General features: G+C 42.3%; 16 protein-coding genes, 1 pseudogene and 2 riboswitches. Of the genes and pseudogenes, 4 read left to right on the top strand and 13 right to left on the bottom strand.

Annotated features, from left to right (window positions below; translation table 11 throughout):
* Window positions 1-78: 78 nt before the first annotated feature.
* Window positions 79-180: riboswitch (purine riboswitch) on the bottom strand.
* A gap of 241 nt (window positions 181-421) precedes the next feature.
* Window positions 422-898, top strand: a complete 477-nt coding sequence (locus tag M8E35_RS04600) for a hypothetical protein (protein ID WP_252467603.1) — start codon at window positions 422-424, stop codon at window positions 896-898.
* A gap of 157 nt (window positions 899-1055) precedes the next feature.
* On the opposite strand, the gene M8E35_RS04595 is transcribed toward M8E35_RS04600, so the two are convergent.
* Window positions 1056-1193: a hypothetical protein gene (locus M8E35_RS04595; RefSeq protein WP_508012049.1), complete on the bottom strand. Its 138-nt coding sequence runs from the start codon at window positions 1191-1193 to the stop codon at window positions 1056-1058.
* Between the two features lie 486 nt (window positions 1194-1679).
* Here M8E35_RS04595 and M8E35_RS04590 point away from each other — a divergent pair.
* Window positions 1680-2123 (top strand): annotated as a pseudogene (locus M8E35_RS04590) (acyltransferase family protein); the annotation flags it as partial.
* Window positions 2124-2165: 42 nt separating this feature from the next.
* Here the strand turns inward: M8E35_RS04590 and M8E35_RS04585 are convergent.
* The 8 genes from M8E35_RS04585 to M8E35_RS04550 all read right to left on the bottom strand — a co-directional run bounded on the left by M8E35_RS04585 (window position 2166) and on the right by M8E35_RS04550 (window position 12533).
* On the bottom strand, window positions 2166-3659 hold the full coding sequence (locus tag M8E35_RS04585; protein WP_252467602.1) for a B12-binding domain-containing radical SAM protein: 1494 nt from the start codon (window positions 3657-3659) through the stop codon (window positions 2166-2168).
* Window positions 3656-4990 carry a B12 lower ligand biosynthesis radical SAM protein BzaD gene (bzaD, locus tag M8E35_RS04580; RefSeq protein ID WP_252467601.1) on the bottom strand — a complete coding sequence of 445 codons (1335 nt, stop codon included), beginning with the start codon at window positions 4988-4990 and terminating at the stop codon, window positions 3656-3658. The genes M8E35_RS04585 and bzaD overlap by 4 nt, the downstream gene beginning before the upstream one ends.
* A 6-nt stretch (window positions 4991-4996) precedes the next feature.
* On the bottom strand, window positions 4997-6559 hold the full coding sequence (locus M8E35_RS04575) for a DUF2284 domain-containing protein (RefSeq protein WP_252467600.1): 1563 nt from the start codon (window positions 6557-6559) through the stop codon (window positions 4997-4999).
* Window positions 6560-6609: 50 nt separating this feature from the next.
* Window positions 6610-8004 (bottom strand): amidophosphoribosyltransferase, encoded by a 1395-nt coding sequence (gene purF / locus M8E35_RS04570; protein WP_252467599.1) that lies wholly within the window; start codon window positions 8002-8004, stop codon window positions 6610-6612.
* A gap of 38 nt (window positions 8005-8042) precedes the next feature.
* A complete protein-coding gene (gene purE, locus M8E35_RS04565) occupies window positions 8043-8534 on the bottom strand; it encodes a 5-(carboxyamino)imidazole ribonucleotide mutase (RefSeq protein WP_252467598.1) in 492 nt (163 codons plus the stop codon).
* 31 nt (window positions 8535-8565) lie between these two features.
* Window positions 8566-9864, bottom strand: coding sequence for a B12 lower ligand biosynthesis ThiC-like protein BzaB (bzaB, locus tag M8E35_RS04560; protein ID WP_252467597.1), 1299 nt, complete (start codon window positions 9862-9864; stop codon window positions 8566-8568).
* A 112-nt stretch (window positions 9865-9976) separates the two neighbouring features.
* Window positions 9977-11263, bottom strand: coding sequence for a phosphomethylpyrimidine synthase ThiC (gene thiC / locus M8E35_RS04555; RefSeq protein WP_373887420.1), 1287 nt, complete (start codon window positions 11261-11263; stop codon window positions 9977-9979).
* 145 nt (window positions 11264-11408) lie between these two features.
* Window positions 11409-11589, bottom strand: a riboswitch (cobalamin riboswitch).
* Window positions 11590-11705: 116 nt separating this feature from the next.
* The gene (locus tag M8E35_RS04550; RefSeq protein WP_252467596.1) at window positions 11706-12533 is read right to left on the bottom strand and encodes a 3'-5' exonuclease; all 828 of its coding nucleotides are present in this window, start codon (window positions 12531-12533) and stop codon (window positions 11706-11708) included.
* Between the two features lie 271 nt (window positions 12534-12804).
* Between M8E35_RS04550 and M8E35_RS04545 the strand changes: the two genes are divergently transcribed.
* The gene (locus M8E35_RS04545) at window positions 12805-15438 is read left to right on the top strand and encodes a calcium-transporting P-type ATPase, PMR1-type (RefSeq protein ID WP_252467595.1); all 2634 of its coding nucleotides are present in this window, start codon (window positions 12805-12807) and stop codon (window positions 15436-15438) included.
* A gap of 60 nt (window positions 15439-15498) precedes the next feature.
* Here M8E35_RS04545 and M8E35_RS04540 read toward each other — a convergent pair whose 3' ends face one another.
* From M8E35_RS04540 to M8E35_RS04525, 4 genes are all read right to left on the bottom strand, one after another.
* A complete protein-coding gene (locus tag M8E35_RS04540) occupies window positions 15499-15669 on the bottom strand; it encodes an aspartyl-phosphate phosphatase Spo0E family protein (protein WP_252467594.1) in 171 nt (56 codons plus the stop codon).
* Window positions 15670-16185: 516 nt separating this feature from the next.
* The gene (gene guaA / locus M8E35_RS04535; protein ID WP_301998846.1) at window positions 16186-17718 is read right to left on the bottom strand and encodes a glutamine-hydrolyzing GMP synthase; all 1533 of its coding nucleotides are present in this window, start codon (window positions 17716-17718) and stop codon (window positions 16186-16188) included.
* Window positions 17719-17743: 25 nt separating this feature from the next.
* Window positions 17744-18286 (bottom strand): hypoxanthine phosphoribosyltransferase, encoded by a 543-nt coding sequence (gene hpt, locus M8E35_RS04530; protein ID WP_073029822.1) that lies wholly within the window; start codon window positions 18284-18286, stop codon window positions 17744-17746.
* Window positions 18287-18563: 277 nt separating this feature from the next.
* Window positions 18564-19226: a hypothetical protein gene (locus M8E35_RS04525; protein ID WP_252467592.1), complete on the bottom strand. Its 663-nt coding sequence runs from the start codon at window positions 19224-19226 to the stop codon at window positions 18564-18566.
* A gap of 336 nt (window positions 19227-19562) precedes the next feature.
* Here M8E35_RS04525 and M8E35_RS04520 point away from each other — a divergent pair, with 336 nt between their 5' ends.
* Window positions 19563-20150 carry a DUF4405 domain-containing protein gene (locus M8E35_RS04520; protein ID WP_252467591.1) on the top strand — a complete coding sequence of 196 codons (588 nt, stop codon included), beginning with the start codon at window positions 19563-19565 and terminating at the stop codon, window positions 20148-20150.
* The last annotated feature ends 579 nt before the right edge of the window (window positions 20151-20729 follow it).

Here is a 20729-nt window from a genome sequence, read left to right as displayed (position 1 = left end):
TTTATCCCTTCGGTGTGATTTGATTTCGCAATCAAACCTGTACCACTCGGACTAAGAAAATAATACAAATACATTTGCCCTAGGTACACTTTCGCTCATAGTCAGACCATTTACGGCGGCCTGGTAGAAACTTGCGGACCATATCTCCGCGGTTATATGAACACGTATGAAATTTTAATAAGTTCATTTTACAAGAAGGTATCACTAAGGTCAATAGAAAATCGAACATTAATTTAAATTCTTATAAAAACGTTCGATTAGTGTCAAATGGACCAGGCTCATGTTTTATTCCTACTATCTTTTCAGAAAAGTTTTATCAGTAAAAAATGAGCCCAGCCAAAATACCACCGCTGGCATACTAAGCTATAATAGTGGAAACTCTATTAAATAGTTAACTGAAGATATAAGGGGATAGCTAAAAATGCCAAAGTACTTTATATATCTAATCTATACAACAATCTTTGCCTTGATTCTAATAGCAACTGTACCGAAAAAAGAAATCCAGCGTTTGGCTATTTATGGAATTATTTTCGGTGGAATAATGGATGTTCTTATGCTTATTCTTGGAAAAGTCACAGGTTTATACGGATGGATTAATTACGGACCTTTAGGTTTTATGGGTATACCTTTATTTTCTAATGTTTCATGGGCGATATTCTTCATATTATATTTCTATTTTTTACCCTCTAAAAAGCCATTAGCTTATTTATACGCAAGTGTCGGAATCATGTTTGCTATATTATATGCCAATTTGGTTATTGATTTGGGCATATTTAAATCCTATAGCAGAATTCTATTACCTCTAATTTCTTTTATTGGTTGGTTTACAATTGCCACATTGGGTTTTTACAAATTAAATAATTATATAGAAGGTAACGATAAGAATACCATCAAGTGAACTCGTTCAGCTAAAGCTGAACATCGAGACTTCTGTGGGGGAGTCTACCCCGACCGAAGTAGAATAAGGAACAGCCACTTGAAGAAGTGGGAATCTCGGAATTGATGAATAAAGTAAAGGGTCACCGCAAATTTTACGGTGGCCCTTTACTTCTAGTTTACTCGTATTTAACGTTGCCGTCTTTGTCAATCATAACCTTATTGTCAAGCGCTAGGACATTAGTGTACCCTTCTGACTTAAGATGTGCCTGAGCAACTTTAGCACGTGCTCCAACTGCACAGTGAACGAGAATCAAAGCATCTTTATTAGGAATCGCTTTGAAATTTGAGACAACCTAAACAATTTAAAATCCATTTCGCCCCAAACGACAAAATGGTAAAGATAGCTATTTGAGCATAAATCTTGCGCTACAAGAGCTATTTATAATTTGTTAGAATATCTATTCTACCCTCGTATTTCGACATGAGGGTTTCCTTATGTCCTTATATTTGAGTTTCTTTTTACGTGTAACTTTTTCGTAAGCATTCTTAAGTATTTTGTAAAGCACTAAACCAAGAAACTTGGTATCGTAAGAAAAGAACCTCCATTATTCTTCTGCGGCTAAGTGCATGGAGAATGGAGGATTAGAAGTTTATGTAGGGTTGGAGAGTGGAATGATGTGAGCCGTACTGATAGAGCATACCAAAGAAACCAACGAATTAAAAATCGACAAATGTCTGTTCCTGAAGTGGCCCAGGCTCATGGGCAATACGAGCATAATCGGCCAAAACCTCGTCGCTACATGCCAGAATTAGATGGGCTGCGAGCCATGGCCGTATTCGCGGTGATTGCTTACCACCTCAACTCTAGCTGGGCTCCTGGAGGACTCTTAGGTGTATGTTTGTTCTTTGTGTTGTCCGGTTACCTCATTACAGATCTTCTGGTTGTGCAATGGAGTCTTTCCAGACGCATGGATCTAAAAGACTTCTGGCTGCGGCGAGCTCGACGGCTGTTGCCCGCCTTATTTTTCATGATGGCAGGAGTAATGGCTTGGACTGCGCTATTTAGCCCTGCCCAGTTGACATCCCTTTGGGAGGATGCACTGGCAGCGGTGTTCTATGTGAGCAACTGGTGGTTCATATTTCACCATGTCTCCTACTTTGCCAGCTTCGGCCCACCTTCCCCATTGGGCCATCTGTGGTCTTTGGCTGTAGAAGAACAATTTTACCTGTTCTGGCCATTGCTACGTTAAATGTTCAGGGCAGCCCCCCGCTCCTAGCGATAACATTCATGCCAAAATCCCAGCTATTTCTTTCTCAGTCCTCTTAACCAAACTCTCTACCTTTTCCTCCGTAAACTGTCCCCCAGCCTCTAAAGTCTCCAAAGTATACTCAAATAAATTGGCCAACAAACCATTTATAGTTGAATATTGTTCTTGAGCATTCTCATGTTCCGCAACCTGGCCACCCCATATCCCAGCCATACAGTCGAAAAGAAAGTTGGTAATTCTCCTCATGATCATGGCTAAGACTGCTACTTTAGGATCCGTAAGAGTCACTACGCTTTCATACGATGATGCTTGGACCTCCAGACGCCCAGCCTTTTGTAGATCTCGGTGCGCCTTCGTTCCTTTTAAAACAATCAGGTGATGATAGAGCATGTTCGCCGTAATCGCCAGATTATTCAATAGGTCATTGCGCTTTAGAAATTCAAAGTTGACTCGGATATCTACCAAGGATGAATCCGGCTCAAACATGATAAACCCAATATTAGGCTCAATTCCATATTTACGGAGGATTTTGATCGCCCTCTCGTTCTGAGCGACCGTGGTCATCTTATTGATCCGTTTTAGCGAACTGTCACTACCACTCTCCAGTCCTATGAGAATATGGCGCAAGCCTGCTTCTACCAAGGAACTTATAGTTTCTTCATGAATATCATTAACCCGAGCCTCGATGCCGAAGCGAATATTTCTGGATTTAAGAAGAGCGGCCAAGCGCATGGCCCGTTGCTGGCCCCTTTCACCCGGACCAAAGAAATTGGGATCAGTAAAATAGAAGTCCTCAATTTTATGCTCAGCAATTAACTCATCGATTTCCGCGATAATGTTTTCCGGAGTTCGTCCCCGCCACTGAGACCCTTGTCCATAAAAAGGGTTGATATAGCAAAAAGTACATCCCCCATAGCATCCCCTACTCCCCTGCAGGTTTACTTCCGGCAGACGAAAAAGGGCTTCCGTTCGTACAGGAAATGGGAGGGCGTTCAGATCACTCACCAGTTCGCGACGTTGTGAAACGACTGTAGCTGAATCATCCCTCTGAGCAAGACCTGGAAATTTGTTCAGACTATCTTTATCAGTTAAAGCTTTGGCCAACCTAGCAAAGGTCAGTTCCGGTTCACCTAGAATGACTGAATCAAGATCCGGGCACTGCTTTAAGATGTCTTCGAAGTCAGTGGTCGGATAATACCCGTATGCTGTAATATAGGAGAGTCGTTCAGCTTTTACTTTGCTGAGAAAAGCGTACAAGGCCGTGTCCGTCTGCCAATGGTAGACCATATGAACTCCCAGTATGTCCGGTTGTATGTCTTTTACCCTGCGCTCTATTTCTTGGTAGTCCAGTCCATCTAGGAAACCTTCAACAATTACGACCTCATGCCCTTCACTTGTGAGCATACCGGCAATATAACCAGAATGCAGACAAGAGGAAAGAGGCGTATTGGCGATGTCATTACATCGTTCCGGGCAGACAATTCGCGGGTGCTCTAATAAGAGTATCTTCATTTCAGCTTTCTCCTCACTTCCTGCCACATAAAGACATTTCTGCACTGCTGAAGCGTTTCCAGCTTATATCTGAACGTATCAAACGGTTTTGGGTTGTAATAAGTCGGATAGAGCAAATCTGTTTCTGAGTTAATAACCCCTTGCGCTCTAGCTATCCTTTCGATCGCTGTGCCTGGTAGAATGCGAATATTATTCAATATGATGGTTCCCAGATTCTTTTTCTTGCTGTGTAATTCATAAAGTCGTTCCACAAACTGAATACTTTTCTCGCAAGTCTTTTCCGTCTCTCCAGGCACATTGACCATAAAATGATAGACACTGACCACCTCCGTTTGCGCAACGAGATTGGCTGCTTTTAAAATTTGTGCCTCACTAAGGTTTTTGCCTAAGACATCCAATGATTCTTGACACAAACCATCAGGGGAGAAGGAAAAACATTCACACCCAGCCCGTTCAAACAAAGCGACATTCTTTTCATTAAGCTGATCTTCCCTCATGAAACCGTCCCAGCGAATCTTGAGCTTTCTGCTTAGTATCTCCTCACAGATTCCCTCAAGGTGACCGCTGGGAACGTTAAGTACAGGATCGGTAAAATGAAAACTCTCAATACCATACTCTTTATGCAAGATTTCCATTTCATCCACAACAGCAACAGTCGGTCGGCACCGCAATCTCCTCCCTTGAAGCTGAGGATAGACACAATAAGCACAGTTAAGCCCACACCCCCGTTTAGCCTCAATTCCAATGGTGGGAACGTAGTTGTTGATCCCTATATAAAGCTCCGGGTCCAGCAACAGTCGATTCGCAGGAACATAATTTGCCATGTCAAAATTAGTCGCAGGCGGAGAAACGTGTACCTTCAAGCCCTCTCGCAGACAGAGCCCAGGCATTGGCGGCGGATTCTCTATAGTGTGGAGAAGAGCAGGAAAAGTTACTTCTGCTTCTCCTACAATTCCATAATCCAATTCTGGTACTTCAAGCATCAGTCGTTTTGGAAAGAGGGAAAAGCCGGTACCGCCCACAATTAACCAAGCTTGGGGCAGAACAGCATCAATCAAGCGAACTGTGACAATAAAGGGCGAAATTAGAGAGCTCGTCTTATTGCCCAGCGGATCAATATTACGAAGGGATAAACCTACCACTTCAGGTTGAAACGTCAGAAGCTTCTCCTTCAGAGCTCCATAAGGGTCTCTTTCTCGGTTCATGTCCAAGATACTCACCTCATGACCACCCTCTTGGAGGCGACTGGCCAGCAGGACAATCCCAATGGGATAGACTCTTTCCTGAGAAATTTCTTCTACTGAAGGGGTTTGAATCATCAGAACACGCACATTAATTCACTCCAATAGCAACAGGGCAAAATATCTAACATACTCACCCTTGTCGCGCAAAATCTGAAGATTAAGACCCGCCCGTCTGACGGTCTCGTAAACATCAATACCTGAGCCCTCCATAGATGGCCTAGCATCCCTTGTATTTCGACACAACCCATTGTTATCTGCCACACTGCAGGTAGTACAAAGAACACATGGGCCGGCCCAATAGGCAAACGCTTTATGAAATCCAGCTAAAAACCCCTCTCTCTCGGCGTCTAAAACCTTTCTCTGAAACACTTTTCCTGGAGGTTCCCCTTCCAGAAGCAGAGCATAGGAAAAGTCTTTGAGTACCTCTCTCGTTTTTTGAGGAGAGGGACTATTGGGCGGGCAATGACCATCTCCGTACCGATCACAGCCGTACTGGCAACGTAAATCTGTCCAGTCAACAACCTGGATATTTGCTTTATCGATAGGCAGGACCTCCCCAAATCCCATCGCTTTGATCCTAGCAATCAAACGGGTTTTCTCATCCAAGCAGAGACTCGATAGTTTCTTTTTATCCTTAGCCGCGAAGATCAGAGCAGTGTCCGTCGCTAGAGGGATGAGCTCAGTTGTGTACAGTTTTGACATGGCTAATTGTTCTTTTACCCATTTTCCAGAAAAGATCCTGCCATTGTAGGTATTGATAAACATATTTAGATCGAGCAAAGCCGACTTGGCAGAGCAGTGCTCAGGAAAGAAATCATGAATAACCAGGAACCCGTCCGACTTAAGACAATTTGCAGCTCGATCCAAGATCCGAGGGATCTCTTCTTCTGAATAAGCGTGGATGATATTTGAAAGAACGACCAGGTCAAACCCTTCCTTAGCTATTAACCAAGGTTCTAAAATATTAGTAGGAATATAGGAAACCCGTTTTTTCAACCCTTTCTTATCCATCAACTCCTGAGTATAGTTAAGGACTTCCTGAATATCCACTAATGTTGCCGATAGAGAAGTAAAGCTTTCTAGAAAACCGACAGCAATCGCCCCAGAGCCTGTCCCAATATCGAGTATTTCCCCCTTGAGTTCAATCCCCTGGAAGAAGGGCAGAATCTCTGCTACCTTTGTTCTAGCTATATTGTCCATAGCATTGATATACTTGTGAATCCGCTGAGCAAACTCCTCTGGCCCCTCTTCTTCGACTGGAAAATTCACTCTGCCGCCGGCCTTAAGGCACTCGGTAAGGTCCTGCCACCCAAGCCTAAGGCCTTTTCGCCAAAGGATCGAATCTCCTTGATATTTAGATTTACCTATGACAAGATAGTCGCTTGCAAGTTTGGTATTATAATAACGACCTGCATCATAAACTACGAGCCCTATAGCACAAAGGGCTTGAAGAAATCGCCCCCAACCAATAGGAGGCATATCCAGTGCTCCAGCAATTTCATGAGTCGTCATACCTCTACGCTCCAGAAACGTAAAGACGTCCAGTTCAACGGCTGTAAATAGCACCTCGGAAAACCAGTACCCAGTTGCCAAGTCTTCCAAATACTGAGACCCTTCTTCATGGGGATTATACCGAAGAAAAGGTGCTAGTCCCATCTTTATTACCTCCCCTCGGGATTTCAATTGAGTTCATAAATAACAAAGTATTAAAATTCGTTTGGCTTCGATAAAGCCCAAATCGGAATTGGATACACTCCGTCAAAACAAGCTAAGCAAACGCAGTCCGTCCCAAGTGCTCGCAGCAAACCTTCCTTAGAAATGTAGTGTAGTGAACCTGCTCCGACAAACTCTCGAATTCCTTCTAAATCAAATTGATTGGCAATGAGTTTTTCTGGTTTTACCGTGTCAATTCCATAGAAACATGGATAGACTACCGGAGGAGAACTAATCAAGAAATGGACTTCTTTGGCTCCTGCATTTCTAACCATCGCCACCAGTTTAGAACTGGTGGTACCTTGAATAATCGAGTCATCAACCATAACAATGCGCTTATTTTTAAGGACACTTGCATTAGCATTGAGCTTCAGCTGAACGTCCACTTCTCTCATTTCTTGAGTTGGTCGGATGAAGGTTCGATGAATATAACGGTTTTTTATAATTCCATCTCCGAAGGGAATCCCCAGTGTTGTAGCATACCCTAGGGCAGAAGCGGTCCCGGAGTCTGGGACCGCTATCACAAGATCTACATCCAGTGGATATTCGCGAGCCAATTCAACCCCCATGCGACGTCGGCTTTCCGATACACTCAGCTGATCAATTGTACTATCCGGACGGGCAATATGGATATATTCAAAGGCGCAAGACCTACGCTCAAGTTTGGAGTATCCTCGGTATGAGTGCAGTCCCTCTTCATCGATCACCACAATTTCACCGGGTTCTACATCCCGCACAAACTCTGCCCCCGTAATATCAAGAACACAACTTTCTGAGGCTAAGCAATACCCCTCCCTCATCCGTCCAATACATAAGGGACGGACTCCGTGAGGATCTCTGAGTCCTATAACTTTATCTTCCGCCAAGATAACCAAGGCATACGCCCCACGTAGATCCCGCATAGTCTTAACCAGGGAATCTTCCAAGGACTTCTGGCGATAGCGTGTAATCAGGTTAATAATTACTTCGCTGTCAATCGTCGTTTGGAAAACCGCCCCTTTTTTTCCAAGTTCCTCACGTAGTTCCAGGGCATTGGTTATACTTCCATTATGAGCTAAGGCCATCATGCCTTTTTGGTAGTGTACTACTATGGGCTGAGCATTGGCGGGCAAGCCTGAGCCTGTTGGAGAGTAACATACATGTCCAATTGCCATTTTCCCCTTCAAACAATCCACAACACTATCTGAAAATACTTCCGACACCAAGCCCATTCCTTTATGCACATTAATACTTAATCCTTCGGAAACTGCGATTCCTGCACTTTCTTGCCCTCGGTGTTGCAGAGTATAGAGTCCGTAGTAAGTTAAACGGGCAACTTCCTGAGTGGGGGCATAAATCCCCAAAACCCCGCATTCCTCTTTTGGTTTGTCTTCTCCTAATTCGAACATGTTTGCCCCCTCCGAGTTGTGCTCCGCCTTCAAGTTTTTTAACTTAACTGCTTCTGCAATGCTTCGTCCTTCTCCTCAATTTCTTTTAACATCTGAGCTCGATAGTCATTAACCTTGATACTCAATGCTTGATCTTGAATTGCTAGAATCTGCACTGCCAGCAGTGCAGCATTTCGGGCAGCACCAATTCCTACGGTCGCAACTGGAATTCCCGAAGGCATTTGTACAATGGAGTAAAGAGCATCGATTCCTTCCATGGCTCCACTGCTCATCGGAACACCGATGACCGGAAGCTTCGTTGTCCCCGCCACAATCCCAGGCAAATGAGCAGCTAAACCAGCAGCAGCGATAATCAGCATTCCACCTTGCGTTTCAAAACCTTTCACCCAATCGACCGTTCGTTTCAAGGTCCTTTGGGCAGAAGAAATGATAACTTCAAATTGAACTTCAAATTGCTGGAGGACTTCTAAAGCTTCTTCCATGACTTGATAATCTGAATCACTTCCCATAATGACCCCAATTTGGCTCATTTGCTTTCCCTCCGTATCCATATCTTCTTTGTTAACAAGTTCCTCCCGTTTTTCCTAAGTGTTCTCCCACTAATTTCATAGCACAGAAACCACCACACATTGAGCAGGCTTCAGCGCCCTCCTCGTTACGCTCTCCACGGATTCGCTGAGCCGTTGGGGGATCAATTGATAATTCAATTTGTTTGTTCCAATCTAGAGCTTTGCGAGCATGAGCCATGGCTAAGTCCCATTCTCGCGCACCCTTAACACCATTAACGATATCTGCAGCATGAGTTCCTATACGTGTAGCAATTACCCCTGCATGTACATCTTCAACAGTTGGTAAACGCAGATGTTCTGCTGGTGTAACATAGCAAATGAAGTTGGCACCTGCCATAGCAGCCGCTGTAGCGCCTATTGCTCCTGTGATATGGTCATAGCCCGGTGCAATATCCGTGACCAAATTGCCCAGAATATAGTAAGGAACATGATGGCAAAGTTGTTTTTGGAGCAAGATCGTTGCGGGGATCTGATCAACAGGTACATGGCCTGGACCTTCTACCATCACTTGGACTCCAGCCGCCAGAGCCCGTTGTACCAATTCCCCAGCCACAATCAACCCTTGGACCTGGGCCCGGTCCAGAGAATCTTCGATACAACCAGGTCGGATTGCATCTCCAACACTTAGAGTTACATCATATTTTTTACAAATCTCTAGCACGCGATCAAATTGTGTGTAGAGTGGATTCTCTTGCTCATGGTGGAACATCCAACCCGTTAAAAAGGCTCCGCCGCGACTAACAATATCTGTAATTCGCCCTTGATTTTTTAACCTTTCAACGATAGACATGTTTAATGCAGCATGAATTGCCATAAAATCAATCCCACGTTCTGCCTGACGTTCAATCATTTCGAACATATCCTCAGCCGTCATACCGACAACGCTTCCATGCTTGGAAATACTTTCCATGCCTGTTTGGTAGGTGGGGACAGAGCCGACAGGTAATGTAAAAGTATCCAGCACCTGACGGTGGAAAGCATCCACATCTCCGCCAATACTTAGTTCCATAATGGAATCCGCTCCAGCCGCGACGGCAACCTTTATTTTATGCAGCTCATCGGAAAAATCCACACAGTCCGGTGACGTCCCGATATTAGCATTTACTTTAGTACGGAGTCCTTCCCCTATGGCGATTGAGACCGAGTTCTTACGTTGTTTGTTCTTTAAGATCACTGCCCGACCTTGAGCAACCTTCTCACATAACTCTTCTGCCCTAAGCCCTTCTACCTTTGCTAATCTCTCTACCTCAGGCGTAATAATTCCTTGTCTCGCTTTAATTAATTGTGTCATTCTAATCTCTCCATTTCTTAATTAAACTTTTAATTTTAGCTATGACAGTAACATTATTTTCTATTGAAATAAATTTATAATCTGACCTCCGGCCTCTGACAACTGACTTCTGTCAGCACTCCCACGGCAGTTCTTGAAAGAACTCACCTGCTACAGCCATGGCACAAGCGTTTTTACATTTTTTGCAGAAAGGTTTTTCGCCCGATTGGAACCCCGTAAGCCTTTCTCGATCTAAGGCTAACGTTTTCTGGGCTTCTATATTCTGCTCCCGACGTGCTTGACTCATTTTAAGGTCCCAATTTACTGCTCCGGGGTACCCTTTTGCCAGATCAGCCACATGAGCAGCAATACGTGCAGCCACCACTCCCCGATAGACATCCTGCGCATCGGGATAACCTATATGTTCGGCGGGTGTAACATAGCAGAGAATATCCGCTCCAGCAGCACCAGCCATCGCTCCTCCGATAGCAGCCGTAATTTCGTCATATCCTGGGGCTACATCCGTCGATACCGGTCCGAAGACAAAATACGGAGCACCTTGACATACTTGTTTTTCCAATTTAACAGTTGTCGCAATTTGATTAGGTGGAGTGTGACCAGGTCCCTTAATCATGATTTGAACCCCCGCTTGTCTGCTGCGCTTTACCAGCTCGCCTAGAACGACGAGCTCTTCAGCTTGAGAACGACATAATGAATCAGCTCCTGCACCCGGTCTCATTGCATCAGCTAAGCTTAAAGTAACTTCGTATTTTTGGGCAATTTCAAGGATGCGGTCGAACATGGTATACAAAAAGTTGTCCTTACCATGATAGAGCATCCAGCCCATCAACAAGGACCCACCTCGACTAACCAGATTCAGAACTCGCTGATCTGCCTTGGCCGTTTTAAATAAACCAGAGTGCAGGGCGCTGTGTAAGGCCATAAAATCAACTCCATCGGCAGCTTGGCGTTCCATAATCTTAAAAAAGTCTTCTGGCTCAAGTGCTAAAGCTGAACCCTTAGTACATACAGCCTCAGCAAAAGCCTGATACACAGGTAGTGTACCTAAAGGTAACGGTACTCTTTTTATAATTGTCCGCCTTGCTTCATCCATATTTCCCGCTGTACTCAAATCCATGATGGCATTGGTTCCTGCCCTGATGGCCTCATCCACTTTAAATAGTTCATCCGTTAGACTATCCTCGTCTGCGGCCAGGCCAATACTGGCACTAACCTTGGTACTTAGGCCCAGCCCAAACCCTTGAGGCTTTTGGGGCTTGTGATGACCGTTATAGGGAATAACAATTCGTCCGGCAGCAACCCGTTCCATAAGGAGTTGGACATTGATTTGTTCGTTGCGGGCTACTAAGGTAAACAACGGGGTTTCTTGACCCCTTTGGGCCATTTCCATTAACGTCAAAACTTCACAATCTCTCCTTTCTATGTTTGACTCATTCCTTGAAAAGAACAAGCTGTAGTGAAAATAAAAAAAGTCTCTAATCACAACGTGACTAGAGACTTTTCCATAATCTCATCCACACTACTCTTGGTTCTTCGACAAGGTAGGCTTAGCTTAACTACAAGGCAGGTCTCCTGGCTTACGGATCAACACTTCGAAGCACCTTCCGGGAACTAACCCGTGGTAATATGCTTCTTGCTTCCCGTTTACAGTGGCGGGACCGCGCCGGACTTACACCGACTTCCCTATTCTCCTCACAATGAGGCACCTGTAGTTATTGAATTTTCTAAACACATTATAAACAATAAATGGATATTTTGCAAGGCTTTTTAGTTCCCTGTTGTTCTCTCTTATTGTAACCTTGAAAGTATTCCAGAAAAAATTTATCACTATAAAGATAGCCCTACTCTGATGCTTCTTCCGTCTTATAAATTGAATTCTTAGAAAGAATACTATACTCCCCATCACCGTTATGAGTGATTCTTGAAATGTGTCTTATAGGGAGGTTACACTTATCACAGTAACCATGAGCAAAATATTTTTTTGCTTTAGTCACTTCTCTAGTCTTTTTCAGAGCTTCGTCACATTGTGGACAAAATATACTCACTTTATCTAATAAGGATTTCAGTTCCCTAATCTTTTCCTCGTTTTCTCTCTGTACTTTTTCCCAATTAATGATTAGATTGCGAGATAAATTAAATACTCCTTTGAAAATCTCCGCGGTATAAAATGCATCACTTAATGCATCATGAAAAGGAGATGTTTTTTCAATTTCTAGGCCTTCTACAGCACTTTCCAGACTTGGTTGCTTTGAAAGACCCCCATGTTTCATATAGATTTGTTGAATATTTATGTATTTGTCAAATGACAGTGAATCAAAACCAAAAAACAAACAATTATCCCTCAGCCCCAAAATATCATCCTGCCCCCAAGAGCATAAAACTGAATCCTTTCCAAGCCAAGAACTAAAGCTTTTAATTGCTTCACCAAAAGATTTCCCTCTAACAACCATACCCGAACTGATATTTGTTTTTTTCTTAACATAGGGATTGATTCTCTTATAAATAACAGGCCTAATGATTGAATTAAACTCACTAATAGTCTCTAAATTTTCGTTTAGTTTGACCGCTCCAATCTGGATGATTTCACTTTTTAAAGCGGGATTCGCATAATCCCCTTCTTTGAATTTAAAGAACATATTAAATTCCAGATCAAATACTATATAGTTCATCTTACACCTCCTCTACCACTTGTTTATTATAATACCTCCAAGAGATAAACGCACATACAAGTTTCAACTCATTTTTTTCTAACTGCATTTCAAAGTATATTGCGCGAATTATGGTCGCTTTAAACAAGAAACCTGCCAAAGCTTGGCTCGATACATCCAACTTTTAAAAAGAGACGAGCTTCTTTTCGAATATTAGTGAAAGTTAATGAATAATATAAAATCTAGGTCTTTTTTTTTACATTCTGTGAATACTTAATCATGAGGTGATAATATGTGGTTCAATAAAAGTACCGAAGCCGTGGTAGAGGAATTCAAAGTAAATCTAACCACCGGTTTATCAGAAAATGAAGTGATCCAGCGACGTGAAAAGCACGGTTTAAACGAGTTAACATCTAAAAAACCAAAAACCTTACTTAGAATTTTCCTGTCTCAATTGAACAATATCATGATCTACATTTTAATTGGTGCTGCTCTCATTTCGGGGTTTATCGGAGAAATCAGCGATGCTGTTATTATCGGAATTGTGATTCTTATAAATGCCATCGTAGGTGTCATTCAAGAATCTAAGGCAGAAAAGGCCCTTGATGCCTTGAAAAAACTTTCAACGCCAAAGGCATTAGTTAAAAGAGACGGAGAATCAAGAGAAATCCCTTCTCAAGAAGTAGTCTCTGGAGACTTAGTGATAATCGATGCAGGAAGATACATTCCCTGTGACCTTCGTCTTATAGAAACAGCCAATCTGCAGATTGAAGAATCGGCCCTTACCGGAGAATCGGTTCCATCTGATAAACAGGCAAATTTAATTATTGAAGCTGAGGATACCCCTCTTGGGGATCAGAAAAACATGGCATTTATGTCTACCTTAGCAACCTATGGACGTGGAGCAGGTATCGCTGTTGCCACTGGTATGGATACTCAAATTGGGAAAATTGCCACCATGCTCGAAGAATCGACAGATGAGCAAACTCCTCTTCAAAAAAAGATTGAAGAGTTAGGAAAAATCTTGGGCTTTGCAGCCATAGGAATTTGTGCCCTCATGTTTTTAGTAGGGGTACTTCAAGACCGAGATCTTTATGAAATGTTTTTAATTGCTCTTAGTTTAGCTGTCGCAGCAATTCCTGAAGGGTTACCTGCTATCGTCACTATAGTCTTGGCCATGGGTGTACAACGTCTGATCAAAGAACACGCGATTGTTAGAAAACTCCCTGCAGTAGAAACATTAGGATCAGTTTCAGTTATTTGCTCTGACAAAACCGGAACTCTTACGCAAAATAAAATGACGGTTACCCACTTCTTTGCTAACGATGAACAAGGAGAAATAACTTCAATTGATTTAAATAAAGAGGCTCATAGACTCCTTCTGGAAAATCTAGTCTTGTGCAATGATTCTACTTACTCAGAAACCGCCAAAACAGGAGATCCTACGGAGATTGCCCTCTTAGAAGCCGGCAACAGATTTGACCTCTCTAAAGACTTGTTGCAGAAAACCTATCCCAGAGTTCATGAAATTCCGTTTGATTCAGATCGTAAATTAATGACGACAGTTCATAACTCTAATAATCAATTCATAGTCTTCACCAAAGGTGCCTTAGACAGTTTACTGAAAATCTCAACTGACGCTTACATAAATGGAGAAACAGTAACTTTAACCGAAGAACTTAAGAATAAAATAATTGAAGCCTCAAACCAAATGTCTGATGATGCTTTAAGAGTCTTAGGCGCTGCTTATAAGTCACTTGCCGCTGATCCCTCGAAGGAAGGTGACAAAATAGAAGAGAACCTAACATTTATTGGCCTTGTCGGAATGATTGATCCTCCCAGACTAGAAGTCAAAGACTCTATAGCGCTTTGTAAAAAAGCTGGCATAAAAACTGTCATGATTACAGGAGATCATAAAAATACGGCCTTCGCCATAGCCAATGAACTAGGTATTTCTAATAATATCGAGGAAGTTATGTCAGGTTCGGAACTAGATAAATTGACCCAAGATCAGTTAAATGATAAAATTGAGGGTTTATCTGTTTTTGCTCGAGTATCTCCAGAGCATAAAGTTACAATTGTAAAAGCGATTAGGTCCAGGGGAAACATCGTTTCTATGACTGGGGACGGAGTAAACGATGCACCCTCGTTGAAAGCTGCGGATATTGGAGTGGCCATGGGAATCACCGGAACCGATGTTGCCAAAGGCGCTGCAGATATTGTTCTAACTGATGACAACTTCTCAACTATCGTCTCGGCGATTAAGGAAGGCAGGAATATCTTTAACAATATAAAGAAATCAATTATCTTTTTACTATCTTGTAATTTAGGAGAAGTAGTAGCCCTCTTCCTGGCGATTCTGTTAGGCTGGGCTTCCCCTCTTAGACCCATTCATATTTTATGGGTCAATCTAGTCACTGACACTCTCCCTGCTCTTTCCTTAGGTGTCGATTCTGGAGATCCCACAGTCATGGATAAAAAACCCCGTGATCCAAAAGCCACACTTTTTGCCGAAGGCGCTGGTCTAAGGCTGATTTTAAATGGTGCTTTAATCGGGATTTTAACTTTAACCGCTTTTGTAATAGGAAACAATCTATATCCTGATTCCTTAATGCATGCTCAGACAATGGCCTTTGTAGTCTTGAGCATCTCTCAACTATTTCATTCTTTGAATATGCGGCATCCTGATAAATCGATTTTCCAGCTTGGTGTCTTTACCAATAAAAACTTAGTTTATTCAATATTACTCGGGATTTTGCTCCAAGTGATTGTAATTACAGTACCTGCATTAGCTTCAGTATTTAAAGTCTATCCTTTGACTATAAGGGACTGGGCCTTTGTTCTACTACTGTCTGTTATGCCTTTAGTGATCAATGAAATTATAAAAGCAATACGCCGTAACAATATTAGTGGTAAAACAGTTTAAAAAAGATAGAGACACCTGCAAGAAGCCCTTCTTGTGGTGTCTCTATAATATATTCCTCTTTTACCAAAAGCTTAACTGTTTGTAAGCGCTAACCTTTTGGTATTGATTAAGTAAATTGTCTAATTGCTGACTAACTTCAACCACTTCGCTATCAACAAGGTTTCGAGTAAGTGCGAATTTATTGAGCCTCTTCCGTAATACCTCAATTCTTTTCAAAAGTTTCTTTTCCACATGGATTCCTCCTGAAATGTGATCTCTCAAGAAGATTTTATTGCTTTTCTGATGAAATGGCAAGAATAAATTTCCCATTAATAGGTAGTCATTTGTCGTAATATGGTATTTTTACCTCAAAAATTCCAGGTCTATATGTGCTATGATATTATTCAAACTTTATTGGCTGTCGAAATGCAAAGTAGAGGAATTTCATGTTGAAAGCTGTCTAACAGACCCGTATCCACTATAGCGTTCCCCCCCTCTTTCAAACTCCCACTCTCCTTATTGAAGGTTAATATTTATGTCACATCTATTCTCTTGTCTAACTTAATTTTGCTCCCTTGGTTTGAAACTGATACTTTAACTTGCCGCTACAATCGAATTCCTCTTTTTAGAGAAATCATAATGAGCGAAAAAAGAACAACAAAACAGGCGTCTATGATTACCCCAAAAAGAAGTTGATTTCATAAACGCCCGCCAAATACTCAAACACCTCTTAAGACCTTACAAACCCTGATTTATGCCCCTTTTACCCTACTCCCACTCAATCGTTCCAGGAGGCTTGGAGGTAATGTCATAAACGACACGATTGACGCCCTGCACTTCGTTCACAATCCTAGAGGATATATTATGCAGAAGATCATAGGGGAGTCTAGCCCAATCTGCTGTCATAGCATCCTCGCTGGTGACAGCTCTCAGGATAATGGGATATTCATAGGTTCGACCATCTCCCATAACACCAACGCTTTTGATAGAAGGGAGTACGGCAAAACTTTGCCACAATTCACGATACATTCCAGAACGGCGAATCTCTTCTAAAATGATTGCATCCGCTTCCCGTAAAATATCTAACTTCTCACGGGTCAGTTCTCCAAGAATGCGGATTGCCAGACCTGGTCCAGGGAAAGGTTGACGCCAGACAATCTCCTCACTCATGCCCAGTTCAGTTCCTAATTCGCGTACTTCGTCTTTAAAGAGCATACGCAAAGGCTCAATAAGTTCAAATTGCATGTCCTCCGGCAAACCACCGACATTATGATGACTCTTAATAGTTTCTGCGGTTTCTGTCCCGCTTTCCACAATATCCGGATAAAGCGTTCCCTGAACCAAGAAATCTACTTGGCCTAACTTCGACGCCTCTACTTCAAAAACACGAATAAACTCATTGCCAATAGCTTTGCGCTTAGTTTCAGGATCGGAAACCCCTTCAAGCTTTTCCATAAAACGCTCTCTGGCATCTACAAAAACCAAGTTAAGTTGAAACTGCTCTGTAAAAACCTTTTTAACCTGTTCTGCCTCATTTTTACGCATAAAGCCATGATCGACAAAAACACAGGTCAATTGATCCCCGACTGCACGATGTACTAAGGCCGCAGCAACTGAGGAGTCTACTCCACCGCTCAGAGCACAGAGAACACGCCCACTTCCAACCTTGGCCCGTATCTCAGCAACTTGTAACTCAATGAAGGACTCCATCGTCCAGTCTCCAACACATTTACAAATGTCGAAGAGAAACTTCTCTAGCATAGCTTGCCCATCTGGAGTGTGCCTAACTTCAGGATGAAACTGAACGCCATAGAAGTGACGTTTTTCGTTCATCATGGCTGCAACTGGAGTATGACTGGTATGGGCAGCAACTATAAAGCCCTCAGGCAATGTTTGAACAGAATCACCATGGCTCATCCAACACGGACGTTCTCCACCTAATCCTTGCCATAAATCAGTTGCCTTATCAATAGTAAGCATCGCTTTTCCATACTCGCTGGCTACAGGATGGACGACGCTTCCACCTAATTGTACGGTCATCAACTGCATTCCATAGCAAATCCCAAGTATGGGAATCCCCAAAGCATAGATTTCGGGATCTACTTTAGGAGCGTTCGGTTGATTGACACTTGCAGGACCGCCAGAGAGGATAATCCCCTTTGGCTGACGAGCTTTAATTTCCTCAATCGATGTTTTATAGGAAATCATTTCAGAATACACATGCGCCTCACGTACACGGCGAGCAATAAGTTGATTGTACTGTCCTCCAAAATCTAAAACCAAAACGACTTCCTGTGTCACTTCATTCATCACCATTCCATATTAATTAAATAAATTTATAGGCTTCCTGTTTCAAAACACCAATATAAGGCAAATTGCGATATTCCTCATTAAAATCCAAACCATACCCTACAACAAATTCATCTGGAATCGAAAATCCATTATAATCCGGAAAGACATCTGCCTGTCGACGTGCGGCTTTATCGAGAAGCGTTACTACTTTTACACTTAGAGGATTCCGCGCTTTCAGATTTGCTTTTAAATACTTCAATGTCAATCCCGTATCAACAATATCTTCAGTAATCAAAATATGGACATCATCGACACTGCGCTCTAAATCCTTGAGAATCCTCACTACCCCAGACGATTGAGTAGATGCACCATAGCTCGATAATGCCATAAAATCATAAGCTAGCGGCAATTTGATCTCTCGAATTAAGTCTGACATAAAAGGTACAGCACCCTTTAAAATCCCGAGGACCAAAAGATTCTTTCCTTCATAATCTCTAGTAATTTCTGCGCCCAGTTCAGCTACGCGTTTACTCAATTCTTCTCGTGATATTAAGACCTTTGCAATATATTCTTCCATTTAGGGCACCTCCACTATACTATAAAACTGCATTTCTACAAAACTCATGCCAAAACTATACCAGAGGCTTGTCCATTGTGCAAACACTTTATGACTTAATAGCAATTTATTTTAGAAAAGTGGCCAATGCAACGCTTGCAGGCGATGTCCAAGTGTCCCCTCACCCAAGGACGGCGATAAGCCCCCTTATTCTATTTTCTGGAATAGTACAAAAAATATGCAAGCAGTGTGCCCAAACTGGGTAAACCGCTTGCTCTTCGACCATCGAACTTTCCATTTAGATGTCAGGTGCCTGAATATCTATTTTCTTACCAATATCTTTAAACTCGAGTGTCATCGTCATAGGGTCGGACTTAGCTTTATTTTTCGCTTCAATAGACGCTTTAACAAGGGTCTTATCTGACTTTCGAATATAAAGCGTATACTGGAAATCTGTCCAAAATACCTCCATCATTTGATTCTGTACACTAGGTTTTAATTGACATACCCATGCTTTTTCACCATTAACTTTCTCTTGACCGCTAAGCATCACCTCTCCTAGCTCTTTCATTTGAAGCGAAGATAAAGGATTGAGCTCCGCCAGAAAGACTTCCTGGGCTGCTGGAGCGTTCGCAAACCGAATCCACTTCTTACTAAAAGGGTCTTTGCTGTACGTAGAATCTCCGATTTTGATCATCTCTACTTCGCTCCCAACCAGCTGACCCAAGATTCGAGTGTTTCCACCGTCCTTTTCTCCTAGAATCTGAGTGAGTACGCGATCTTTTCCCTCAACCCATTGATGCTGGGTTAAACTGTAGCGAAAAGAGGTCGCTGCGTTCAGTCGTTCTAAGCCGTGCGTGACTAAATTAATGGGCTCTGGCTGCCAAAAATAGCGACCTAGAAATACCCCCATCAGCACGATGCTGATTCCGATGAGTAACCATAATCCTCTTTTCTTCATTTCATGCCCCCCTGGCGGAGTTCTTACCCTACTTATATGTGTACTTAGCTTGACCTATTCCATCGAAACGCCCGTGAAAAAACTAATAATCACATTTCCCAAATACTATTCCAGAGAGGAAAGAATTACAATACATTCCATGCTTGTTCTGTCATTAAGCAAACTTTCAGCGGGACATCAGCTTCACTTCAGACTTGTATTGCATAATGATGTTGTCGTACAAAACCACATAAAGAAACTGAGGATTGAAGGAGAAAACATTAGTAAAGATATACGTGCATTATGATAACCATTTCAAAATAACTAATGATTTGCGGAAAGAAGGCGCTAGAACATATGAACGACAAAACACTTACCAAAATAATGTTAGATATTGTCATGGCGATCCTGTTTGTTACCTTGATTTTTGCACATGAAACTGGACTTGTGTTCCATGAAATTGTAGGGTTATCCATCTTCGCCCTCTTTGCAAGCCATGTTCGATTGAACTGGTCATGGGTTAAAAACGTCACAAAGAACCTATTCAATGGAAAATTAAAGACATCGGCCAAGCTGAGATATGCTTTAAATGTGACGATGTTCCTGACCATAGCTACAATAACCATTACTGGTATACTCGTTTCACAAGTAGTTTTTCCATCACTGGGATCCTCACTGGGCAGTAAACTATTGGTGTTGGTCCATACATGGACGACCTATCTCGGTTTAGGACTCTTCGGACTTCACATTGTCTTGCACGGGCACTATCTTATGGAATCAGTGCGTAGAATATTCGCGAATCTTAGAAAGAGCAATGCCAGAGAAACATTCGTCCGTCTTGGGACAATTGCCGCGATTGTCATTGTTTTATATTCCAGAGTTATTTCCATCGCGACGAACCAATGTGAACAGCCAGTCTACCCAATATGCTACACAGATAGCTAGTTCATCTCAAACGACCCCAACTTTAACAGGAAGAGAAAATAGTACAAATATTCAGGTCTATGCAGAAACTACTACTGATGTTGGAGACACCATGAGTCTTTCAGACTATCTTGGAGATATGCATTGTACAGCCTGTCACAAAAATTGTTCTTTGTTGAGTCCTCAATGTGGTAAAGCTGACCGACGGATTAAGGCTGCTAAAATTACATATCAAGAACTATATAGCAACACATCATCATAATAATCTTATCTTCACTGACGTAGTCATGATTTGTTCTCCTATAAAAATAGTACCTCTCCTTAAATAGGTACTTTTTAATTGGAAGTATCAATCGTCTCATTAGGATTGATGATGCAAGTTAGCGCCAACTGCCGATTGACAAACAAGATAACTCAATTTATAATTTTAATATACCCATAAGGGGTATAGACATTTTTTAGTAGTGGGAACCATCATGCCAAGTTTTGATCTGCTTTGTCAGGAATGTGGAGAGAAATTCTCTCTTTATGCATTATCATCCAAAAGGAAAAGCAGACGCGTTCACGCTACCAAAGTCTAAGATGAGCCAACGGTTTACT

Source organism: Desulfosporosinus nitroreducens, assembly GCF_023897015.1.
GTDB classification, from domain to species: Bacteria; Bacillota; Desulfitobacteriia; order Desulfitobacteriales; family Desulfitobacteriaceae; genus Desulfosporosinus; species Desulfosporosinus nitroreducens.
The sequence above is the reverse complement of the archived record's forward strand: the minus strand, read 5'-3'. Positions and strand labels throughout refer to the sequence as shown.

Coding starts and splice junctions, on each gene's coding strand:
- M8E35_RS04545 (WP_252467595.1), top strand. CDS start 12,805: ATGTGGTTCAATAAAAGTACCGAAGCCGTGGTAGAGGAATTCAAAGTA.
- bzaB (WP_252467597.1), bottom strand. CDS start 9,864: ATGACACAATTAATTAAAGCGAGACAAGGAATTATTACGCCTGAGGTA.
- M8E35_RS04600 (WP_252467603.1), top strand. CDS start 422: ATGCCAAAGTACTTTATATATCTAATCTATACAACAATCTTTGCCTTG.
- M8E35_RS04585 (WP_252467602.1), bottom strand. CDS start 3,659: ATGAAGATACTCTTATTAGAGCACCCGCGAATTGTCTGCCCGGAACGA.
- M8E35_RS04520 (WP_252467591.1), top strand. CDS start 19,563: ATGAACGACAAAACACTTACCAAAATAATGTTAGATATTGTCATGGCG.
- M8E35_RS04575 (WP_252467600.1), bottom strand. CDS start 6,559: ATGGGACTAGCACCTTTTCTTCGGTATAATCCCCATGAAGAAGGGTCT.
- hpt (WP_073029822.1), bottom strand. CDS start 18,286: ATGGAAGAATATATTGCAAAGGTCTTAATATCACGAGAAGAATTGAGT.
- purE (WP_252467598.1), bottom strand. CDS start 8,534: ATGAGCCAAATTGGGGTCATTATGGGAAGTGATTCAGATTATCAAGTC.
- M8E35_RS04550 (WP_252467596.1), bottom strand. CDS start 12,533: ATGAACTATATAGTATTTGATCTGGAATTTAATATGTTCTTTAAATTC.
- M8E35_RS04525 (WP_252467592.1), bottom strand. CDS start 19,226: ATGAAGAAAAGAGGATTATGGTTACTCATCGGAATCAGCATCGTGCTG.
- purF (WP_252467599.1), bottom strand. CDS start 8,004: ATGTTCGAATTAGGAGAAGACAAACCAAAAGAGGAATGCGGGGTTTTG.